Below are 19,722 nucleotides of genomic sequence, written 5' to 3' on the forward strand. Positions count from 1 at the left end.
GCCGTCGCTGATAAACGGTAATGACAACGACCGTCCGCGATCAGTGCTGATGCATCAGGCCATGAAGAACGCCGAACCTCAGGCCCGGTTCGGAAGCGATCATGTTCGAGATACCGAAAGTCTTGAAGGCCGCCAGCATGATAGCCAGGCCACCGGGCAAGATGCCCAGGCGATGGCTTTGCAAGCCGGCCAACCTGAGCTGGTTGAGATGAGCGACGTCCAGCAGCTTCAACGACAAACGCAACAACCCACCGTAGGTGATACCGCCTTGTCCAAAGTCGTTGAGACCATTGGCCTTGAGCACCTTGGCCAACATCCGCGCAGTACCGGAAGAGCCGATCGCCTGCTGCCAGCCCTGCGCGCGATAACCAGCCGCCACTTTTTCAAACTGCTGGGTAGCCACTCGCTCAGCCTCCAACAAGGCTTGGGCGGTAATACAGCCACCCGGAAAGTAACGTGCGCCAAAGGTGCCGCTGCCGATGGCGATGCTTTCCGTCGACAACGGTTGAGCGCCCTGCCCCAGAATCAGTTCGGTCGAGCCACCGCCGATGTCCACCACCAGCCGCGTACGCTCGACACCGGGCACCGTATGGGCAACACCGGCATACACCAGCCGGGCTTCTTCATGACCGGACAGCACATCGATCCGAAACCCCAGGTGCCGCTCGGCACTGGCCAGGAACAACTGGGCATTGGCCGCTTCGCGCACGGCACTGGTCGCCACTGCCCGCACCCTTGTGGCTTCAAAGCCACGCAGCTTTTTGCCAAATCGGGCCAGGGCCTGCCAACCCCGATCCAGCGCCAGCTCGTCCAGAGCCCCAGCCTGCAGGCCCTCAGCCAAGCGGACCGGCTCGCGCAGGGTTTTCACCTCCTGGATCACCAGGCGTCGATTACGCTTTACCGACTGACCAATCATCAGGCGAAACGCATTGGAGCCCAGGTCAATGGCCGCGAACAGAGGGGCGTCGCCTTTCATAGCGGTGTTCCTTGCTTCATCAGCCAGCAGGCACAAGCGCTGCCGGACATCCCACGATGGTTTGCGAGGATCCTGCCTGGCTTCGATGACACCTGGATGACACACCACGCGCGTTGCCACGGAAGCAGACGCGTGGCGATGCAAGCAAGCTCCCACAAGGGGTTTGGATGAGTTCAAGGCCGGAAACGGTTAATATCCCTCTCCTTCGTCTACCCTCACAGAACGGCGTACCGCTTCCCCGTGGGCGTGATGCGTCAACATTCCTGCCTTCATGTACCGGAGATCTTCCATGCTCAAGCGTTCCCTGGCATTGGCCGTCGGCGTTGCCCTGTCTGTTTGCAGCCTGCTGACCCAGGCCGCCGATACCCTGAAAGTCAGTGCGATTCCCGATGAGGCCCCGACCGAGTTGCTGCGCAAGTTCAAGCCGCTGGGTGCCTATCTGGAACAGCAAACCGGCATGAAAGTCGAGTTCGTCCCCGTCAGCGACTACCCGGCCGTGGTCGAGGCGCTGGCCACTGACCGGATCGACATGGCCTGGCTGGGTGGCTTCACCTTCGTGCAGGCACGCCTGAAAACCGGCAACGCCATCCCGCTGGTACAGCGCGAACAGGATGCCCAGTTCACCAGTAAATTCATCACCGCCGACCCGGCCGTCAAATCCCTCGCCGACCTCAAGGGCAAGACCTTTGCCTTCGGCTCGGTGTCGTCGACTTCCGGCAGTCTCATGCCGCGCTATTTCATGCTCAAGGACGGCATCAAGCCGGAAAGCTATTTCAGCCGCGTGGGCTACTCGGGCGCCCATGACGCTACCGTCGCCTGGGTCCAGGCCGGCAAGGTGGACGCTGGGGTGCTGAACGCCAGCGTCTGGGAAAAACTGGTGGCGGCCGGCAAGGTCGACACGACCAAGGTCAAGGTCTTCGCCACTACCCCCACCTATTTCGACTACAACTGGACGGTGCGCGGCACCCTCGACCCAGCGTTGGCGGCCAAGATCAAGGCAGCTTTCCTGGCACTCGATCCGGCCAACCCGAAAGACAAGGAAATCCTCGACCTGCAGGCCGCCAGTCGCTTCATCGAAACCAAGCCTGAGAACTACAAGGGCATCGAGGAAGCCGCGCGCGCCGCCGAACTGCTCAAATGACCCTGCAACTGACCCAGGTCAGCGTTACCCATGCCAACGGTGTCCAGGCGCTGCGGGGCATAGACCTGCACATCGGCGCGGGCGAACAGGTCGCGGTCATCGGCCCGTCCGGCGCGGGCAAGTCGAGCCTGCTCAACCTGCTCGCCACCGCCCTGCGCCCGGGTAGCGGCGAGCTGCAACTGCTCGGCGAGCGCGCCTGGCAGTTGTCTGCCCGCCAGCGTCAGCGCCTGCGCGCGCGTATCGGCCTGGTCCACCAAGCGCCGCCCCTGCCGCCACGCCAACGCGTGGTCACCGCGGTCCTGGCTGGAAAACTCGGTCAGTGGGGCATCGGCAAAAGCCTGTTGAACCTGCTGCATCCGCTGGATATTCCAGGCGCCAGGGCGGCGCTGGCCCGGCTGGACCTGGGTGACAAGTTGTTCGCGCAATGCCAGCAGCTGTCCGGCGGACAGTTGCAACGCGTTGGCATTGCCCGGGTGTTGTATCAGGCGCCGGAGGTGTTGCTGGCCGACGAACCGGTCTCGGCCATGGACCCGGTTTTAGCCGAGCACACGCTTTCGGTGCTCTGTCGCCATGCCCGGGAGCACAACGTTACCCTGGTTGCCAGCCTGCACGCGGTGGAACTGGCCTTGGCGCACTTTTCCCGGGTCATCGGCCTGCGTGATGGGCAGATCCTGTTCGACCTGCCAACCGAGGCGGTCGACCGTCCGTTGCTCGACACGCTCTACGCCAACGAACAGCTGCAGTCTTCGCCAACGCCCCTCCCGCCCTCGAGCGTGCAGATCCCCCGATGCTGACACGCGATACCCGAGACCCCGCCAGCCGCCCTCGCCTGCTGCTCAGCCTGCTGGCCCTTATCCTGCTCTGGCCCGGCATCCAGTTCAGCGAATTGGACCTCCGAGTGCTGGTCACCAGCGACAGCCAGAGCGAAATGGGCCGGTTTGTAGCGGCCTTCTGGCCTCCCGCCCATGGCGACGAATTCATCGAACTGCTGTGGCAGGCCACCTTGCAGACACTGGCTATCGCCACGGCCGGCATGGCCCTGGCTTTGCTGTTGGCGGTGCCCGCAAGCCTGTTGGCCAGCCGCGCCCTGTCACTGTCGGCGGCCTCCCGTGCCGGGCATCCGGGTTATTGGGGGCAACTGCTGCGTTGGCCAGTACGCGGCCTGCTGATCTTCCTGCGCAGCGTCCCGGAAATCGTCTGGGCCTTGCTCTTCGTACGCGCCGTCGGCCTCGGCCCCACCGCCGGCGTACTGGCGATCGCCATCACCTACAGCGGCATGCTGGGCAAGGTCTACGCGGAAATCTACGAGTCGGTCGACCAGCGCCCGGCCCACGCACTCTTGCAGTCCGGCAGCAGCCGGCTCGCGGCCTTCTGCTACGGGATCCTGCCCAATGTCGCGGCGGAACTGCTGTCGTATACGGTGTATCGCTGGGAATGCGCCATCCGCGCCTCGGTGGTGATGGGGTTCGTCGGTGCCGGAGGCCTGGGCCAGCAAATGGATTTGTCGTTGCGAATGTTCGCCGGCGGTGAAGTGGCCAGCCTGCTGCTGACGTTCCTGATGCTGGTGCTGCTCGCCGATCAACTCAGCCGCCTGCTGCGCTGGAGGCTGGCATGAAGCGCCTGCTCAACGCGGTCATGGTCCTGTGCATCGGCTCGGCGGTCGTCGCCTCGTTCGTCTACCTGGGCATCGACCTGAGCGAGCTTGGCGACAGCGGTAATCTGCACCGGATGGGGGCTTACGCGCAGCGTTTTCTCAGTCCGGACTTGAGCCCGGGTCATCTGAAGGCGATCGCTCACGGCGCCCTGGAAACCCTTGCCATGTCGGCCCTTGGCACCCTGCTCGCGGCGGTGTTTGGCCTGCTTTTGGCCCTGCCTGCGGCCGGTCGCTTCGGCTGGCCCCCGCAGAGCGCTTCGCGCCTGCTGCTCAATGCCTTGCGCGCCGTTCCAGAACTGGTGTGGGCCGCACTGATGGTCCTGGCCGCCGGGCTCGGCCCCAATGCCGGCACCCTGGCCTTGGCCCTGCACACCACCGGCGTGCTCGGCCGGCTGTTCGCCGAGGCATTGGAAAATACCCCTTCCGAACCGGCCGACGCGATCCGCCTGCAAGGCGGCAATGCCGTATTGGCGTTCTGCTACGGCACGCTGCCCAACCTTCTGCCTCAACTGCTGGCCTATGTCCTGTACCGCTGGGAAAACAACATACGCATGGCCAGCGTGCTCGGCTTCGTCGGCGCCGGCGGCTTGGGGCAAATGCTCTACGTCAGCCTCAGCCTGTTCCAGGAAGCACAGGGCAGCACGGTGATCCTGGCAATGCTATTGCTGGTTTTTGCGGTCGATACGTTGAGCAGTTGGAGCCGCCAGCGGTGGGTCAAGGCTTGATGGCTGTTGCACGGCGTAGTCATAAAGACCAATCGACAGGTCTTAATGACCACGACGCAACCGAGTCAAAATAACCAAGCAAACGCCAAGCCACTGACTGGCAAGGCATTCTGAGTTGGCACAGTTTCTGATGAGGTCTGCCGCCCCTTTTGGCGAACCTAGGAAGAAAGCCACATGAGTCATGAATTCAAACCTGCTCTTAGTGTAGTCACCGGTGCCAGTTCGGGGATTGGCCTGGCCGTCACCCAACGCTTGCTGGAGCGCGGCTCCAACGTGATCGCGATGTCGCGACAGATCGGTGGCCTCGGCGAACTGGTCGAACGGTTTGGCGACAGACTGTCCTGGCTGCCCGGTGACGTGACGCAGGCGAGTGACCAGGCCAGGCTGGCACAACTGGCTGCCTCCATCGGCCCGGTGGACTGTCTGATTCCCAATGCGGGAATCGCGCAACTTGCCGACGGCCTGGACCTGGCCGCTTTCGACAGGCAATGGGCTGTCAATGGCGCGGGCGCCCTCAATACCCTGAGCAGCCTGCGCGAGCACCTGTCAGCCCAGGCGTCCGTGGTGTTCATCGGTACGTTCCTCGAGCGGGTCACCTTTCCAGGGTTGGCCGCGTATATCGCCTCGAAAGCCGCCTTGCGCGCTCAGATGCGCACCCTGGCCGTTGAACTGGCCCCCCTTGGCGTTCGCATCAACATGGTTTCACCGGGGCCTACCGCCACACCGATCTGGGGCACCCTGGGCCTTAATGAAGAGGCCCTGGGCTCAGTGGCAAGCACGGTCAACCAGCGCCTTCTAAACGGGCAATTCCTCGAACCCGGAGCCGTGGCAGATGTCATCCTGTTCCAATTGAGCCAGGGGGCACGGGGCGTGTATGGCCAGGACTGGGTAGTGGACAGCGGCTACACCTTGCGTTGATTGTGGCGAGTCCTGGCTAGAAGAAGCAGCGGTTCGGCACGACAAGGAACGATCTGTGGGAACGGGCTTGCTCGCAAAAGCGGGCTGTCAGCCAACGATGATGTTTAACCTGATAGTGCCTTCGCGAGCAAGCCCGCTCCCACAAGGTTTTCGCATGGCTCTACGCCCGCTCCATCAGCGCCCTCTGCGCATCCGCCTCGCCGTGCAACAGCTCGATCACCCAGTCGATAAACACCCGCACCCTGGGCGACAACTGTCGATGGGGCGGGTACACCGCTGAGATCGGCCACGTCGGCACGCGATACTCGCTCAATACTTCGACCAGCCTGCCCTCGGCCAACTGCCGTTGCACGTGATAACGCGGCACCTGGATCAAGCCGAATCCCGCCTCACAGGCGGTCACATAAGCGTCGGCGTTATTGACGTTCAGTTCACTCGGCAATTGCATTTCGCGCACCCGCCCCGCCACCTCGAATTCGAACGGGAAAAACCGTCCATTGCCAGACGCAAAGCCAATGACCTGGTGCGCCGGCAAATCCTCCAGCCGCCCAGGCGTCCCGGCGCGGGCAAGATAGCCGGGGCTGGCACAGGTCAGTTGGTGCAGGCGCACGATGGGGCGTGCCACCAACGCCTGGTCGACGACATTGCCGGCGCGGATTGCACAATCCACGCCCTCGCGCTGCAGATGGACCTGGCGGTCGTGGAAGCCCAGATCCAGTTGCAACGCCGGGTAGCGGCGGTAGAAATCCGCCAGGCGCGGCAGGATCCAGGTGCACCCGAAGGCAATGGGCATGTCCACTTTCAAGGTGCCGCGCGGCTGGCTTCGCTGCGCCGACAACGAACTTTCCAGGTCATCGAGGTCATCCAGCAACTGGCCACTGCGCTGGTAATACGCTTGGCCATCAAGCGTTGCGCGCACCTGCCGGGTGGTGCGCTGCAACAACTGCACCCCAAGATGCGCTTCCAACTGTTGGATCAGCAGGCTGACGGTGGCCCTGGGTAGCCCAAGGTCATCGGCCGCCTTGCCAAAACCACCCAGTTCAACGATGCGCCGGAACACCTGCATGGCTTGTAATCGGTCCAATGTCGCGCCTCATTATTCATGTATCACGAATAGTTAAACCAATAATCGTGGATTTATCCAGGAAACCCCTTGATGGAGACTGCACAGGTCGTTCATTTCCAGGAGTAATCATCATGAAGACCCGCCAACTCGGCCATCGTGGCCCCTACGTTTCCTCCATCGGCCTGGGCTGCATGGGCATGTCGGATTTCTACACCACGGGCGTGGACGAGCGGGAAGCGATTGCCACGCTGCACCGCGCCGTGGAATTGGGCGTGACGCTGTTCGACACCGCCGACATGTACGGGCCGTACACCAACGAAGAACTGCTCGGACGCGCCCTGCGTGGCAAACGTGAAGGCCTGTACCTGGCGAGCAAATTCGGCCTGATGCGCAGCAGCGACCCCCACGCCCGAGGTGTCAATGGCCGCCCCGAATACGTCCGGCAATCTGTCGACGGCAGCCTCAAGCGCCTCGACACCGATTACCTGGACCTCTACTACCAGCACCGCATTGACCCTGAAGTGCCCGTCGAAGAAACCATCGGCGCCATGGCCGAGCTGGTCAAGGCTGGCAAGGTCCGCGACATCGGGATCTCGGAAGCCAGCGCCGAGACCATCCAGCGGGCCCACGCCGTGCATCCACTGGCAGCGGTACAAAGCGAATACTCGCTGTGGTCCCGCGACCCCGAACAAAACGGCGTGCTCGCTACCTGCCAACGCCTGGGCATTGCGTTCGTCGCCTACAGCCCCCTGGGCCGGGGCTTCCTGACCGGCGAGCTGAAATCACCCGAGGACTTCGCCGCCGATGACTATCGTCGCTTCAGCCCACGCTTCCAGGCCGACAACTTCAATCGCAACCTGGTGCTGGTAGAGCGGGTCAAGGCCTTGGCCTCGGACAAGGGCATCAGCGCCTCGCAACTGGCCCTGGGCTGGGTATTGGCCCAGGGCGAGCATGTCATCCCGATCCCGGGCACCAAGCAGCGCAAGTATCTGGAAAGCAATGTGGCGGCGGCTTCGGTGGTGTTGAGCGCTGACGAACTGGCCCAACTGGATGGGATTTTCGCAGGCGAAGGTGCGGTGGCGGGCGACCGATACCAGGCGCAAACGATGACGTTGTTGAACGGTTGATCCCGCGGCTGGGCTGTCGCTTTCGACAGGCACGATTCAAGCAGGCGCCCGCCCAGCCGATAACCCTATCAGCGATAGCTCCCAGGCCTCGCCGGGTTCTGCAAGTTGCATAGGGTAATGATCAATGGGTTTGCCGCTTAATCGCCTGCTGATGTGGGGCGTCCTGATGTTCCTCGCTGCTGGCGCTTGCGCGGCAGAGGCGCCGCTGCGCATCGTCACCGAGGAACTGCCGCCCTACAACATGACGCAGAACGGGCGAGTGACCGGCATGAGCACCGAGGTGGTCCAGGCCGTGCTCAAGGAGGTCGGCCTGGACGCGCCTATCCAGGCCATGCCTTGGGCCCGGGCGTATGAACTGGCGCTCAATGAAAGCAACGTACTGATCTACTCGATCGTCCGTACACCGGCACGTGAATCGCTTTTCCAGTGGGTCGGCACCATTGGCCCGACGCAGTGGTACATCTACTCACTGGCGGACCGGCCGGTAAAACTCGCTTCGCTGGCCGATGCCCATGGTCACCAGATCGCCACGGTCAATCAGGACGTGGGCGAGCAATACCTGGTGTCGAAGGGCTTTCGCATCGGCGAAGAATTACAGTCGAGCACCAAGTACGAACACAACTACCGCAAGCTCAAGGTCGATCACGTGGAGCTGTGGATCTCCAATGAGCTCAACGCGCTGTACCTGACACGCCAGAATGGCGAAGACCCGGACAAAGTGCTGATCCGCTCGCTGCCGCTGCCCGAGCTGAGCAGTACAGATGGCTTGAACATGGCGTTCAGCCGCAAGACGCCGACCGAAACAGTGGAGAAGTTCCGTGTTGGCCTTGAAACCATCCGCCGCAACGGCGTCTACGATGCCATCCTGCGCAAATGGTTATGACATGGGGGGCGATTTCCGTACGGTGTCCTCCTTACAACCACAGGCCAAGGCGTTCAGCTCCCTGGGGCGGCGCCTGGTGTTGGCAACGCTGCTGTTCTGCCTGCTCTTTACCCTGGCGATGGTCACCTGGCGAACCTGGCTGGCCTGGGAAAACAACCTCGCGGAAATGAATTCGGAACTGGCCCTGATCGACCAAGTGTTCCAGAACACCCTGGCCCACGCCATTTGGGAGCTGGACCGTGAATCCCTCGACCAGCAAATCACCAGCGTCGCCACGGCAGCGCCCGTGGGTCGCGTGGTGTTGAACATCCTGCGCCCCGGCCAAGCGCCCGAAATCATCGAGCTCAATCGATACACCGTCGCTCAATCGGGCGTGGTACCGGTGCTGCATCGCCAACTCATCGCGCAGCCCTACGCCGGGGCCCAGGAAAAAGTCGGCGAGCTGACCATCGAAGGCGACAATAACCTGCTGTGGGAGCGCCTCTGGGGCGAAGCACGCAGCATCGTCATTACCCAGCTCATCCAGTCCTTGCTGCTGGCCGGGTTGGTCATGACCATGTTCAACCGCCTGGTAACCGTGCATGTGGTGCACATCGCCCGTCACCTGGGCGAACTTGCGCCGCAAACCCTCAAGCATCACCTCAAGCTGCAACGGGCGGTGTTGCGCCAGGACGAACTGAGCCTGCTCGAATCCCAGGTCAATGCACTCCAGGACAATCTCCACGCCCATCTGGAGCGCCAGCGTTCGGACGAACTGGCCCTTGCCACCAGCCGCGATCAAATGGCCGAACTGGTCGAGGCACGCACCGCTGAATTGAAGGCGGCCAACCAGTCGCTCGAAACGTTGTCACGTCACGATGCCTTGACGGGCCTGGCCAACCGTCGCTATTTCGACGAACTGAAGGAAATCGAGTTTCGCCGGGCGATCCGCCATAAGACCCCGCTGGCCGTGCTCATGTGCGATGTCGATTTCTTCAAGATCTACAACGACACCTACGGCCACATGCAGGGCGACCAGTGCTTGAAAGAGATCGCCGAGACCCTGCGCAGTGTGTTCGGCCGCTCTGGCGAGCTGACCGCACGCGTAGGCGGCGAAGAGTTCGTCGTGGTCCTGCCCAATATCGACGGCGTCCAGGCCTGCGAAGCCGCCCAACGCTTGCGTACGAGCCTGGCCGAGCGTGAGCTGCCCCACAGCGGCTCCAAGGTATCGCCTTTTGTCACCGTGAGCATCGGCGTCGCCGAGCTCGACCCGGAGACAATGGATCATTTTGACCAATTGCTGCAACGCGCCGACCAGGCGCTGTACCGGGCCAAACACCAGGGGCGCGACTGCGTTGCCCTGTAACAACAATCGCGCGCCATGAGGTCTGCATATGCATATTCGCCTGACACTCTGCTCATGCTTGCTACTTGCCTCCATCAGCCTGCAAAGCCACGCCGAGGCAATCGAAGTCGTCACCGAAGACTCGCTGTACGCCTATCAGCGTGACGACAAGGTCGTCGGGCCGGGCATTCGCATCGCCGAAGAAACGCTGAAAAACGCGCAGCTCACCGACTACAGCCTGTCGCTCTACCCGTGGGCCCGCGCCTATGAAAAGGCGCTGCACGAGCCTAACGTGCTGATTTTCCCGCTGGACCGCACCCCGGCTCGCGAGCAACTGTTCAAATGGGTCGGTGAAATACATCGAGTAGCGAGCCGGCTCTACAAGATGCGGGACAGCGAAGGCATTACCGTCAACAACCTCGAGGAGGCCAAGCAGTACAGCATCGGCGTGGTGCGCAATGACGCCAAGCAGATTTATCTGCAACAGCGTGGGTTCACCCGGCTGGTCATCTCGGCCAACAACCACGACAACTTTCAAAAACTGTTGAATCGCCAGATCCAGTTGCTGCCGATGCCAGAGAACACCGCACGCCTGATGAGCAAAGACGCCCAGGTGGATTTCACTTCGCTGGAAGAGGTCTATACCCTCGACGAACAACCCCACAGGGTCCACCTGGCCTTCAGCCTGAGCACACCGGATGAAGTCGTCGCCAAGGCCCAACGCGCCTTCGACCAGCTCAAGGCTTCCGGTGAAGTGGCGCGGATCATGAACGAACAGCGGTAGACTCTGGGGGATCACACCACAAGCAACCGATGAGGTATGTCCCGATGAGCAATGCGTCCTACGTTCCGCCCAAGGTCTGGAAAAACGACGCCCCGTCTGGCGGCCAGTTCGCCAGCATCAACCGCCCTGTTGCCGGGCCGACTCACGAAAAGACCTTGCCGATTGGCAAGCATCCACTGCAGCTCTATTCCCTGGCCACGCCCAATGGCGTGAAGGTGACCATCCTGCTGGAGGAACTGCTGGCGCTGGGTCATGCGGGCGCGGAATACGACGCCTGGCTGGTCCGCATCAACGAGGGCGATCAATTCTCCAGCGGCTTTGTCCAGATCAACCCCAACTCCAAGATCCCGGCCCTGGTAGACCGCAGCGTAGAGCCGGCCATCCGCGTCTTCGAGTCCGGTTCGATCCTGCTTTACCTGGCGGAAAAATTCGGCGCCTTCCTGCCCACCGATCCGGCAGGTCGCACCGAAACACTGAACTGGCTGTTCTGGCAGATGGGCGCCGCCCCGTACCTGGGTGGTGGCTTCGGGCATTTCTACGCGTATGCGCCGGAGAAGCTCGAATACCCGATCAATCGCTTCACCATGGAAGCCAAGCGCCAACTCGACGTGCTGGATCGCCGCCTTGGCGAAAGCCACTACCTGGCAGGCGACGACTACACCATCGCCGACATCGCGGTCTGGCCCTGGTATGGGCAACTGGTGCGCAACAATGTCTACGGCGCAGCCGAATTCCTGAGTGCTCACGAATACACCCATGTGCAGCGCTGGGCGGAAGAAATTGCCAAGCGCCCTGCCGTCCTGCGCGGACAGCGAGTCAACCGCACGTGGGGTGACGAGGCGAGCCAGGTGCCGGAGCGGCATGAGGCTGGGGATCTGGGCTGAAGACGGTCACAGGTTGGCTATCGGCAGCGTCCGGCGCCCTACCTGGCGCGTTCAAGCCGGCAGTGTCAGGCCCCGGTCGCTGAAATACTGGCTCAACGTTGCCGTAGACGCTTGCGGATCCGCCAGGGCGACGTAGGTATCGGGGCGTAGCAGATAGGCGGCGTCCCGGCACAACCCGGCTTTGTCATGCTCATGCTGCCAGGCGAACGTGTGCAGGGGGATCTGGTGCTGGCTGCTCCAGGCTTTCAGGTCCGCCCGGGCCTCGCCGTAGACATGCACCTGCCAGCCGATGGTCGCGAGCGGTTCGTAGTTGTCGGCACCCGCCAGCGGTACCCATGGCAAACGGTCACCGCCCTGCACTTCACCCGCCTTGCCGGCACTCAATGGGCTTTCGTGATAATTCAAGGAGGTCTGGGACACCATCCGGAACAGGTACTCACGCACGTTCTCGCTCTTGTAGGCAACGCTTGCGAAGAGCGGTGCGATGCGCGTGCGCACGAAGTCGGCAAAATTGCCTTGGGCGGTGGCAAAGGTGAACAGCCGGTCTGTGGTTTCCACAAGCTTTTGCGCAAACGCCTGGCGTTCCGCCTGGTAACTGTCGAGCAGCGAGTCTGTTGCCCGCCCCTTCACGACCGCCGCCAGTTTCCAGGCCAGATTGATCGCATCGAGGATGCCGGTATTCATGCCTTGGCCGCCGGCCGGACTGTGGACGTGGGCAGCGTCTCCCAGCAAAAACGCCCTGCCCCAGCGGAACTGATCCGTGACACGATGATGGACCCGGTAAGTGGAGAACCAATTGACGTGATCGACCCTGATGTTCAAGCCGTTAATCGCGTCGTGACCAACGTCCTCGAACGTAAGCGTCTCCGGGTGTTCTGCACGTTCGTCACGAACCGTGCCGATCAGGCGATATTGGCCAGTTTCGCCATAGAAAAACACCAACACGAATTCGGATTTATCAAAAGCGATATGGGCCTCGCCCGCAGGCTCGAAACCGCTGGCAGACACATCCGCCACGTAGAACAGTTGCTTATAGGTACCGCCCTCGAAGCCACTCCCCACCTGATGCCGGACGAGCGAGCGAGCGCCATCGCAGCCTGCCAGGTAAGCGGCCGTGAGCGTCTCTTCGCGACCATCCGCCTGCTTCAAGCGCGCGGTAACCCGATCGCCATGGTCCTCGAAAGACAGCAGTTCGGTCTGCCGCTCGACTTCGACGCCCAGGGACTTAAGCCGCTCGACCAACAGCTGCTCATGACGATCCTGGGGGTATATGAGGACAAAAGGATAAGGCGACACATCCCCGCCGGCATCCACCAGCGGAATCCGCGCCTTGCGTTTTCCCAGGGCCCACATGTTCATGGCCGGGGTCTTGTACCCGGCTTCGATGACCGCACCGGCCATGCCGAGTTGGCGATACAACTCAAGGGTACGGGCCTGGACGGCCATGGCCCGCGAGGTCTCCCCCGGCCCATGGCTCTTGTCGATGATCCTGACAGCCACCCCCTGCCGGGTGAGCCATAACGCCAGGACCAATCCAGTAGGGCCGGCTCCCACAATGAGAATGTCGGTTTGTACCATGCTCGTGCCTCTGGAGGACTGATGACGCTGGAGGCACTTAATAATGGTCGAGGCAGGCTGAATGTCAACGCACTGCGGGCGGGCAAGCTGGCTGCGTGGTGTTGTAACTACTGTGGGAGTGGGCTTGCTCGCGATGACGCCAGCACATTAAATATCACCGCAGGCTGACACACCGCGATCGCGAGCAGGCTCGCTCCCACAGTTTTCCCCCCACAGTTTTTCGTCAAGAGTTCAGCGGTTGGCTTCCAGCCTGTATCCATCACCCGCCGACGCCGGAGTCGTTTCATTGGCCAGGGCAAAAACACACTCATCCAGATACGGCCTGACGTCCGCCCACTTCTTGCGGTCCGCGATAAATCCCCTCAGTTTCTTGCCGGCATCCACGACATCCGGCTCATGCGCCATCAGCATCAGCCTGGCAACCGAACTGGCATCAGCGTCCTTGTGCTTGGCATGGTCCTGCCTTGCGTAAGAATGGAACTCCTCGATTCGCCCCAGCACAGCCTCCGCCCCGCCCATGCACTTGTCACCCATTACCTCTTCGCGCCGCTGCGCATGCCCGCCGGCAAAACTGTCCTGGACAAGATGAAGCAGGCTGCCAAACGCCACCTGGTTCACATTCGCCCGCAGCCATGGGCGCCCGACCGCAAAAAGGTCCTGCACCGTCTGCCCATTATTGAAATGCTGCTCCCAGCCTTCGATCTTGATGTCTTTCAAATAGGTATTGATGGGGTAGGTTCCGTCGGCAACACCCCAGGCGAACTCGGCCCACATCATGATTTCACGCTTGGTTTGCTCTGGCGTGGCGCCCTCCTGGGAAGCCATTGCATGCAAGAACTGCAGGTCGCCGAAATGCGAACGAGAGATGTAATTCCCCGACCCCATGAACGCCATCGGATCGGAAGCGCTTTTGTCCTCGGCTTTCTCGAACAGATTTACCCAGCAGCGCGTCTGCGAGATAAAGCCAACCGAGTAACGCCCATTGCAGCCCTTGGTTCTGGCATCTTCCGTGCCTGGCATGAACACCGGGTCATCGTTCCAGCGAACCCCGGCAATAATGTAGGCTCCGGCATACTCCAGGTTAGGGTTGCTGCAATCCTGCCAATCGCCGTCGCACCCATAGATCTTCTGCGTCAACGCCTCATGGGCCGGATCGGAAAAATTATGCAGCGCAAAGCTGGCGAAAGGCACCGTCGCCTTATAGGAAACCCCGTATTTCTTGGCCATATCCCGCTCAGCCAAGGTGCCATCCGGCGAAAGTTGAAAGGCATTGGCCTGGCCGATGCAACCGAACAAAACACCCCACACAACTCCCGACACGGCTTTGTATGTATTCATGGGTCGTCTCTGCAAAGGGCGATGACGGGCAGGTTCTCGTCTCGCGCCTGGGGTTGGTTGGGGTGGGCGTGAAAAATGGCAAGACGCCATCGTCGATAGCATAGCGGGTGGCGCTATGCCGTCCAGGCAACGCAGGGCTGATTTTTCCATCGTTCAGTGCTGCATCACCAACCCGAGATTAGTTGACGGTCATAGTCTTCAAACCAAGCGCGAGTACCCGAGCATCATCGCCCAAGCCGAGCTGCTGCGGACTTATCGCGTCCGCAAATTGCAATTGCATCCTCAAGAAACCCTGATCCGCAATGCGTTGTTGCATCGAGGGCGTAACGGGTATGTCGAGGATGTTGCCTTCTGACTTCTCAAGCGTGTAGGCCGATGCCGGTAGACCATTGATAAGAACGGTGACTTTCTGCTGCGTATGCCCTGGCACAAGAAAGGCGGAGGCCTCCAAGCGAATGGAATGTACGAGGGTTGTCGCTCGCAATACTATTTGCGCATCGGTTCCCTCGGACCAGGTGCCCCATTGCTCCGCGTCAAGCCACCCCATTGCCAGATACGCTGTACCTGAGTCACGTTGATCGAATCGCACGGTATGACCAAGCTCAAGTGGGGCGGCTGTCGGCGTCTGTTCATTCGTCAACTGCGGGCATTCGCTGCACTGCTTCCAACCAGGCGCAAGCACGGTAAATCCGTCTATCCTGGCGAAAAGATCAGCGGAAGTATCGACGGTGCCCAACGCTCGCAACATAGCCCGGCTGTCCATCAAGTACAGCGAGTCCGGTTCATACTTTCCCAATGCTAAGGCCAGGGTGGCTTTTTCGTCAGCCTGTCGCCATTGCGTCATACTCATCCGCCCAAGGTAGGGGGCATCCGTGGACAAATGATGGAGGCCTGCAAAAGCTGAAACAGAAAGCCAATGCGGGGAGAGATTCTGCGGCACTATCCATCGAACTTTCTGGTAATGAGATGCAGCGCTCTTCCAAAATGGATCGACAAAGGGCGTCGCCCATTCGGATGCCGGCTTGACCATGAATTTCTTTCTGACGTCCGACCAGCCGCTGTGAGTGTCGAAAATTTGTATCAAGAGCGCCATCCCCAAAAGACACGCGGCCGTTCTTGACGTATTGGCGCGAACGACCAGGAAAATAATGACAAAGATCACAACGTAGTAAATCGGCCAGAACATTCGCCCTGAGGCACGAAAGATGTTCGCGATAGAAATCACTTGAGGGGGCAAGGAATAACCAAGCTCGAACGAACCGATTGCGACATGGTTCGAGAACGAGAAAATGGTCAGGCCGATCAACGCCAGCCCTAGCATCGGCCGTTTATACAGCGCGGACCCTAGCCCTGTGTTACCGCGCAACCATCCTGAAAAGGCACAAATCGATAAAACAATCAGGCCCGTCCCCAGGAAAGCGAAACCGTCACTGTCCCCCGGTACACCCGGGAGATTTTTCAACGCATACGACCAGTTCTGGGGATTGAACAGCGTCAAGACGTTTGCCCGGTACAGACCGAATCCGGCAGAAATAACGCCTGCGCGCTCGACGGTGAAATAACCGGCCTGCCAGCAACAGGCGGTGACTAGGGAAAACAACACCCCCAACTCAACGACCGCGGAGCCAAGGGACAGCCGGCGCTTAAAGTATTTGGCGGCAATATCAGCCAGCCAGATCAGTGCAATCATTGCCAGAAAGTAGGCATGGATCAGCGCCGCCGCCGCCAACAATGCCCCCCAGGCCATACGTCTTCTGCGTAAGGCTGGGTGCAGGTTCAGGTACAACGCCGCGAGGACCAAAAAATGCCCGCCCAAAGACAGGTGTACGGTCATGCGCAGGATCATGGGAGGCACAAAGAGGAACAGCGCCGCGCCGAGGGCTCGGATAGCAATACTGGGCGTAATCAATCCCACCAGTTTCCAGGCAAACCATGCCTGCAGCATGAAACAAGCCAGCAGCCAGAGACCAAAATACTGAAAAGGTTCAGGGAGCAACGGGGCGAAGGGTTTAAAAAAAAACGCCAGGAGCGGATTGGAGTCCGAAAAAACGATGCTGTTGCTAAGTTCAAGCCCGTAGGATGGATTCAAACCGATTGGAAACGACCACGGCGATTGTCTGAAGAACAACCAGCCCAAATAATGAGTGGCCGGATCGCCATCTCCCAACCAGGCGATATTTTGCGGGTCCAACGCACGCGGCCCGATGATCATGAAAAAAGCCAATGCGCCAATCAGCAAAGGCAGCAGGTTCAATACCCTGCCCTGGCCAAGCGGCTTCATTGCCTCGCCTGCGGCGCGATACAACACAGCGATCGAATTTCGGTTTACAAGTGGTCGTGGCGTCCAAGTGCGCCTAGTTTGCGTACTGTGCTGATGAGTCAATTGTTTTACTCTTTTTATAGTGTTTTTTAACAATCCGCCGATCCACGGTAGCTGCCGCAGCCGGCCCTTTCACCGGAGGGTCAGCACCTCGCCCCACCGATGCTACCAGCTATCCCCGGCCATTAATCTTGCATGGCTTATCCGAATATTTTTCAACGCCTGGGCATGCAACTGTGAAACGCGTGATTTCGAGATACCCATGAGTTCGCTGATCTCGGTGAAGCTTAAATGCTGGTGATAGTGCCCCTGGATGACTCGCTGTTCATTCGCCGAAAGAAGCTTCACGCACTCCTCCAGTGTGTCGCTTTCACGCTCCACTTCGTAGAGGCTTAGCGGATTATTGTCCTTTGGCTCAGGGTCAACGATCCCAGACTCCAGAAACAACCCGAACGCCAAGCCGATAGCGACGTTCGCCACCTGCTCCAGATCAGACTCCGCTCGCCCCTCCTCCTGCATGCCGGAAATACTCTCCAGCCGTTCCCGATAATATCGACGTCGATCGCTGACATAACAGGACAACCCCTTAAGCACGTTACCTTTCACATAAGGTTCGGCATAGGATTGGAAACGCGTATTCAATTCCGGATTAAACCGGTCAATGGCCTGCAAAAGGCCGATTGAAGCGAGGTTCACGTAGTCCCCCCACTCAGCCAATGGATGTGGGTAGCGAGCATACAAAAGCCCGACAATCATCCGAAGCCATTGGCCATAAAAAAAGAACAACCGGCTCCTGGCCGCCTCTGTTTTGCTGTCCAGCCAGTTGCGCCACAACGCTTGCTCGTCATTGCCTTCATTGCCGGGCTCATCCGTCACCATGGAAGGCTTCACCCTTGCCCTAGCCGAGATTGCGCATCAACGTCTGGGCAATCAGGCCCCAACCGTCGATCAACAGAAACAGCATGATCTTCAATGGCAACGAAATCGTGATGGGGGGCACCATGATCATCCCTAACGACATCAGAATTGACGCCACCACCAAGTCGATGATCAAGAATGGCAGGAAGATCATAAAGCCGATCTGAAAAGCCAGTTTCAGCTCGCTCAACATGAACGCCGGTACAAGCTTTACCGGGGACAGCCCTTCCGGCGTTTGCGGCAGCGGATCCTTGGCCAAGTCATAAATCAGCCGCAAATCCTCTTCATGGGTCTGCCTGATCATGAAATCGCGGATCGGCACCCAGCCTTGCAACGCGGCACCGTCAAGCCCCACCTTGTTCGCCAGGAATGGCTTGATGCCTGCGTCATAGGCCTTGTCCAAGGTTGGAGCCATGGCGAATAAAGTCAAGAACATCGACAGTACGATCAACACGATATTCGGCGGCGTCTGTTGCAACCCCAATGCCTGCCTGGTCAGTGACAACACCACGATGTTGCGGGTGAACGTGGTCAGGGAAATGACCAAAAACGGCAGGAACGAAAGTGCCGTCAGCAAGGCCACAACGCTGACTGGCGATTGAATCTGATTGATGTGCAAACTTCCCCATTCGGAGAAGTCGTCCGCCGCTGTCGCGAAGGGGGCAACGCAACTGAGTACCAGGAACAGCAAGCGACGAGTCATATCGAATACTTCAAGAGCGAGCATCCAGCGCAGAGGATGAGGGTTGTTCAGGCAAGATAGTCACGGTCGCTCCGTTCGAAGATTCAGTGACCAGGACCTGCGACGTTTCTGTCTTGAGCAGATACACCTTGGTCTTGGTTGACAAGCGCAAGGCACGTACACACTGCAACTCGGTCGGGCCAGCCAAGGTGCTGTCGGTATTGGCATGACGTCGCGCATACCAACGCATCACGCCGTAGACCACCGCCAATAAAACAGCCGTGATCAGCATCACTTTGATCATCAGCATGAACGACAGCGGATCATCCTGCCGCAGCGCTAATCCAAGGGGTTGGGCTACGGTTTCAGACGTCACAGTATTTCCGTCAACTGAATGCCAAAATTGTCATCGACTGCCACCAGATTGCCTCGGGCAACTGGTTTGCCGTCCAGACATAGCGACGCAGGTTCATGAACCTGTTCCAACAGCTTGACCACGTCACCGGCCTTCAGCGCGAACAACTCATCCACGCTCATGGAGGCGTGACCGAGCTCCACCACCAACTCCACGACCACATGCTTGATCAAATTCATGTCCCGCTTGATCAGCGGTGATTGCTCGTCATTGACCATCACCTGGGCCTCTTCCAACTCAATTGCATCTACCGTTGCCGTCACACCAACACTCCTGATTCATTCATGGGAAATCAACTGCACGGCGACTTGGCCTTGCTGCTTAGCCAAGTAGCCACTCGCGATCACAGGGCCCTCGAGCAGTTGCAGCGAGACCGGATCGGCCAGCAATGCACTGGCGCGCAATGTGTCCCCAGGACGCAGGTCTCGCATATCTCCGATAGAGAGGCTCGCCAAGGGGAGACGCACGGACAACTTCACCCGAGCATTACCCAGTGCCTGCTTACGCTCGATCAACGGCGTGCGGGCAACAGGCTCCTCTAGCGCAGCATTGAACAATGCCGCATCCAGCGACAGATGCAGCGTCGATTGACCGACGTGCAGTTGCAGCAATACCTGGGCACTGAGTAAACCCGAGGATGGCCGAGACGACTCGGCGGTTAAATGGGAGACGCCACTTTGCCCAAGGACCTCAAGCACATTATTGATCAGCGCCAATTGTGCTTCGCGTACCAGATGCCTCGCGGTCTCATCCTCTGGCACGTCCTGCATGAAAGGCCCGAAGATCATCGAAGCCCCATCACCCGCCAGGTTGATTGAGCCATTGACTGATTTGGCACTCTGCCAAGCCAGTGCCGATGCCCAGTCACTTGAATCATCCAGGGCCGAACAGCTCACTTCGCAGGTGTGGCGTGCATCTGGCATGCACCACTGCTCATACCAATGCCTGGCCACGGCCGGTAATCGCTCACAGGCCATGTGTAGACGAGT

Annotated in this window: 20 protein-coding genes; 10 read left to right on the forward strand and 10 right to left on the reverse strand. The window is 59.9% G+C overall.

The window, feature by feature from the left end; translation table 11 throughout:
• Positions 1-40 precede the first annotated feature (40 nt).
• On the reverse strand, positions 41-976 hold the full coding sequence (locus tag PBDP_RS17135) for a Ppx/GppA family phosphatase (protein WP_176687660.1): 936 nt from the start codon (positions 974-976) through the stop codon (positions 41-43).
• 289 nt (positions 977-1,265) lie between these two features.
• Here PBDP_RS17135 and PBDP_RS17140 point away from each other — a divergent pair, with 289 nt between their 5' ends.
• From PBDP_RS17140 to PBDP_RS17160, 5 genes are all read left to right on the forward strand, one after another.
• Complete coding sequence (locus tag PBDP_RS17140) at positions 1,266-2,117, forward strand: putative selenate ABC transporter substrate-binding protein (RefSeq protein WP_109753145.1); 852 nt, start codon at positions 1,266-1,268, stop codon at positions 2,115-2,117.
• Positions 2,114-2,911 carry a phosphonate ABC transporter ATP-binding protein gene (locus PBDP_RS17145; protein ID WP_212801006.1) on the forward strand — a complete coding sequence of 266 codons (798 nt, stop codon included), beginning with the start codon at positions 2,114-2,116 and terminating at the stop codon, positions 2,909-2,911. The genes PBDP_RS17140 and PBDP_RS17145 overlap by 4 nt, the downstream gene beginning before the upstream one ends.
• A complete protein-coding gene (gene phnE / locus PBDP_RS17150) occupies positions 2,905-3,732 on the forward strand; it encodes a phosphonate ABC transporter, permease protein PhnE (RefSeq protein WP_212801007.1) in 828 nt (275 codons plus the stop codon). Before PBDP_RS17145 ends, phnE (PBDP_RS17150) begins: the two co-directional genes overlap by 7 nt.
• A complete protein-coding gene (phnE, locus tag PBDP_RS17155) occupies positions 3,729-4,496 on the forward strand; it encodes a phosphonate ABC transporter, permease protein PhnE (protein ID WP_109753148.1) in 768 nt (255 codons plus the stop codon). Before phnE (PBDP_RS17150) ends, phnE (PBDP_RS17155) begins: the two co-directional genes overlap by 4 nt.
• A 174-nt stretch (positions 4,497-4,670) precedes the next feature.
• Positions 4,671-5,414 (forward strand): SDR family NAD(P)-dependent oxidoreductase, encoded by a 744-nt coding sequence (locus tag PBDP_RS17160; RefSeq protein WP_212801008.1) that lies wholly within the window; start codon positions 4,671-4,673, stop codon positions 5,412-5,414.
• A gap of 160 nt (positions 5,415-5,574) precedes the next feature.
• Here the strand turns inward: PBDP_RS17160 and PBDP_RS17165 are convergent, their stop codons facing one another.
• The gene (locus PBDP_RS17165) at positions 5,575-6,498 is read right to left on the reverse strand and encodes a LysR family transcriptional regulator (RefSeq protein WP_212801009.1); all 924 of its coding nucleotides are present in this window, start codon (positions 6,496-6,498) and stop codon (positions 5,575-5,577) included.
• Between the two features lie 113 nt (positions 6,499-6,611).
• Between PBDP_RS17165 and PBDP_RS17170 the strand changes: the two genes are divergently transcribed.
• From PBDP_RS17170 to yghU, 5 genes are all read left to right on the forward strand, one after another.
• On the forward strand, positions 6,612-7,607 hold the full coding sequence (locus PBDP_RS17170) for an aldo/keto reductase (RefSeq protein ID WP_212801010.1): 996 nt from the start codon (positions 6,612-6,614) through the stop codon (positions 7,605-7,607).
• 124 nt (positions 7,608-7,731) lie between these two features.
• Positions 7,732-8,490: a substrate-binding periplasmic protein gene (locus tag PBDP_RS17175; RefSeq protein ID WP_212801011.1), complete on the forward strand. Its 759-nt coding sequence runs from the start codon at positions 7,732-7,734 to the stop codon at positions 8,488-8,490.
• Between the two features lies 1 nt (position 8,491).
• Positions 8,492-9,835 carry a diguanylate cyclase gene (locus PBDP_RS17180; protein ID WP_212802512.1) on the forward strand — a complete coding sequence of 448 codons (1,344 nt, stop codon included), beginning with the start codon at positions 8,492-8,494 and terminating at the stop codon, positions 9,833-9,835.
• Positions 9,836-9,863: 28 nt separating this feature from the next.
• The gene (locus PBDP_RS17185; RefSeq protein WP_212801012.1) at positions 9,864-10,598 is read left to right on the forward strand and encodes a substrate-binding periplasmic protein; all 735 of its coding nucleotides are present in this window, start codon (positions 9,864-9,866) and stop codon (positions 10,596-10,598) included.
• A gap of 44 nt (positions 10,599-10,642) precedes the next feature.
• Entirely contained in the window at positions 10,643-11,482 is an 840-nt protein-coding gene (gene yghU, locus PBDP_RS17190) for a glutathione-dependent disulfide-bond oxidoreductase (RefSeq protein ID WP_212801013.1), read from the forward strand.
• A gap of 51 nt (positions 11,483-11,533) precedes the next feature.
• On the opposite strand, the gene PBDP_RS17195 is transcribed toward yghU, so the two are convergent.
• From PBDP_RS17195 to PBDP_RS17230, 8 genes are all read right to left on the reverse strand, one after another.
• Positions 11,534-13,060: an FAD-dependent monooxygenase gene (locus PBDP_RS17195; protein ID WP_212801014.1), complete on the reverse strand. Its 1,527-nt coding sequence runs from the start codon at positions 13,058-13,060 to the stop codon at positions 11,534-11,536.
• 231 nt (positions 13,061-13,291) lie between these two features.
• Entirely contained in the window at positions 13,292-14,398 is a 1,107-nt protein-coding gene (locus PBDP_RS17200; protein ID WP_212801015.1) for a hypothetical protein, read from the reverse strand.
• Positions 14,399-14,576: 178 nt separating this feature from the next.
• Entirely contained in the window at positions 14,577-16,679 is a 2,103-nt protein-coding gene (locus PBDP_RS17205) for a DUF6311 domain-containing protein (protein ID WP_212801016.1), read from the reverse strand.
• Between the two features lie 204 nt (positions 16,680-16,883).
• Positions 16,884-17,597, reverse strand: coding sequence for a sigma-70 family RNA polymerase sigma factor (locus PBDP_RS17210; RefSeq protein ID WP_249411793.1), 714 nt, complete (start codon positions 17,595-17,597; stop codon positions 16,884-16,886).
• A 19-nt stretch (positions 17,598-17,616) separates the two neighbouring features.
• Positions 17,617-18,339 (reverse strand): flagellar type III secretion system pore protein FliP, encoded by a 723-nt coding sequence (gene fliP / locus PBDP_RS17215; protein WP_249411794.1) that lies wholly within the window; start codon positions 18,337-18,339, stop codon positions 17,617-17,619.
• Positions 18,340-18,349: 10 nt separating this feature from the next.
• Positions 18,350-18,694, reverse strand: a complete 345-nt coding sequence (locus PBDP_RS17220; protein ID WP_249411795.1) for a hypothetical protein — start codon at positions 18,692-18,694, stop codon at positions 18,350-18,352.
• Positions 18,691-18,996: a FliM/FliN family flagellar motor C-terminal domain-containing protein gene (locus PBDP_RS17225; protein ID WP_212801019.1), complete on the reverse strand. Its 306-nt coding sequence runs from the start codon at positions 18,994-18,996 to the stop codon at positions 18,691-18,693. Before PBDP_RS17225 ends, PBDP_RS17220 begins: the two co-directional genes overlap by 4 nt.
• A gap of 15 nt (positions 18,997-19,011) precedes the next feature.
• Positions 19,012-19,656: a FliM/FliN family flagellar motor switch protein gene (locus PBDP_RS17230; RefSeq protein ID WP_249411796.1), complete on the reverse strand. Its 645-nt coding sequence runs from the start codon at positions 19,654-19,656 to the stop codon at positions 19,012-19,014.
• Positions 19,657-19,722 lie beyond the last annotated feature (66 nt).

Origin of the sequence: Pseudomonas sp. St290, assembly GCF_018325805.1 — a bacterium.
In the GTDB taxonomy this organism is placed as follows: domain Bacteria; phylum Pseudomonadota; class Gammaproteobacteria; order Pseudomonadales; family Pseudomonadaceae; genus Aquipseudomonas; species Aquipseudomonas bijieensis.

Excerpts from the sequence above, each read along its gene's own strand:
- PBDP_RS17175 (WP_212801011.1), top strand. The coding sequence starts at position 7,732 with ATGGGTTTGCCGCTTAATCGCCTGCTGATGTGGGGCGTCCTGATGTTC.
- yghU (WP_212801013.1), top strand. The coding sequence starts at position 10,643 with ATGAGCAATGCGTCCTACGTTCCGCCCAAGGTCTGGAAAAACGACGCC.
- PBDP_RS17195 (WP_212801014.1), bottom strand. The coding sequence starts at position 13,060 with ATGGTACAAACCGACATTCTCATTGTGGGAGCCGGCCCTACTGGATTG.
- PBDP_RS17185 (WP_212801012.1), top strand. The coding sequence starts at position 9,864 with ATGCATATTCGCCTGACACTCTGCTCATGCTTGCTACTTGCCTCCATC.
- phnE (WP_212801007.1), top strand. The coding sequence starts at position 2,905 with ATGCTGACACGCGATACCCGAGACCCCGCCAGCCGCCCTCGCCTGCTG.
- fliP (WP_249411794.1), bottom strand. The coding sequence starts at position 18,339 with ATGACTCGTCGCTTGCTGTTCCTGGTACTCAGTTGCGTTGCCCCCTTC.
- phnE (WP_109753148.1), top strand. The coding sequence starts at position 3,729 with ATGAAGCGCCTGCTCAACGCGGTCATGGTCCTGTGCATCGGCTCGGCG.
- PBDP_RS17200 (WP_212801015.1), bottom strand. The coding sequence starts at position 14,398 with ATGAATACATACAAAGCCGTGTCGGGAGTTGTGTGGGGTGTTTTGTTC.
- PBDP_RS17205 (WP_212801016.1), bottom strand. The coding sequence starts at position 16,679 with ATGAAGCCGCTTGGCCAGGGCAGGGTATTGAACCTGCTGCCTTTGCTG.
- PBDP_RS17140 (WP_109753145.1), top strand. The coding sequence starts at position 1,266 with ATGCTCAAGCGTTCCCTGGCATTGGCCGTCGGCGTTGCCCTGTCTGTT.
- PBDP_RS17180 (WP_212802512.1), top strand. The coding sequence starts at position 8,492 with ATGGGGGGCGATTTCCGTACGGTGTCCTCCTTACAACCACAGGCCAAG.
- PBDP_RS17230 (WP_249411796.1), bottom strand. The coding sequence starts at position 19,656 with ATGCCAGATGCACGCCACACCTGCGAAGTGAGCTGTTCGGCCCTGGAT.
- PBDP_RS17135 (WP_176687660.1), bottom strand. The coding sequence starts at position 976 with ATGAAAGGCGACGCCCCTCTGTTCGCGGCCATTGACCTGGGCTCCAAT.
- PBDP_RS17210 (WP_249411793.1), bottom strand. The coding sequence starts at position 17,597 with ATGGTGACGGATGAGCCCGGCAATGAAGGCAATGACGAGCAAGCGTTG.
- PBDP_RS17160 (WP_212801008.1), top strand. The coding sequence starts at position 4,671 with ATGAGTCATGAATTCAAACCTGCTCTTAGTGTAGTCACCGGTGCCAGT.
- PBDP_RS17145 (WP_212801006.1), top strand. The coding sequence starts at position 2,114 with ATGACCCTGCAACTGACCCAGGTCAGCGTTACCCATGCCAACGGTGTC.
- PBDP_RS17170 (WP_212801010.1), top strand. The coding sequence starts at position 6,612 with ATGAAGACCCGCCAACTCGGCCATCGTGGCCCCTACGTTTCCTCCATC.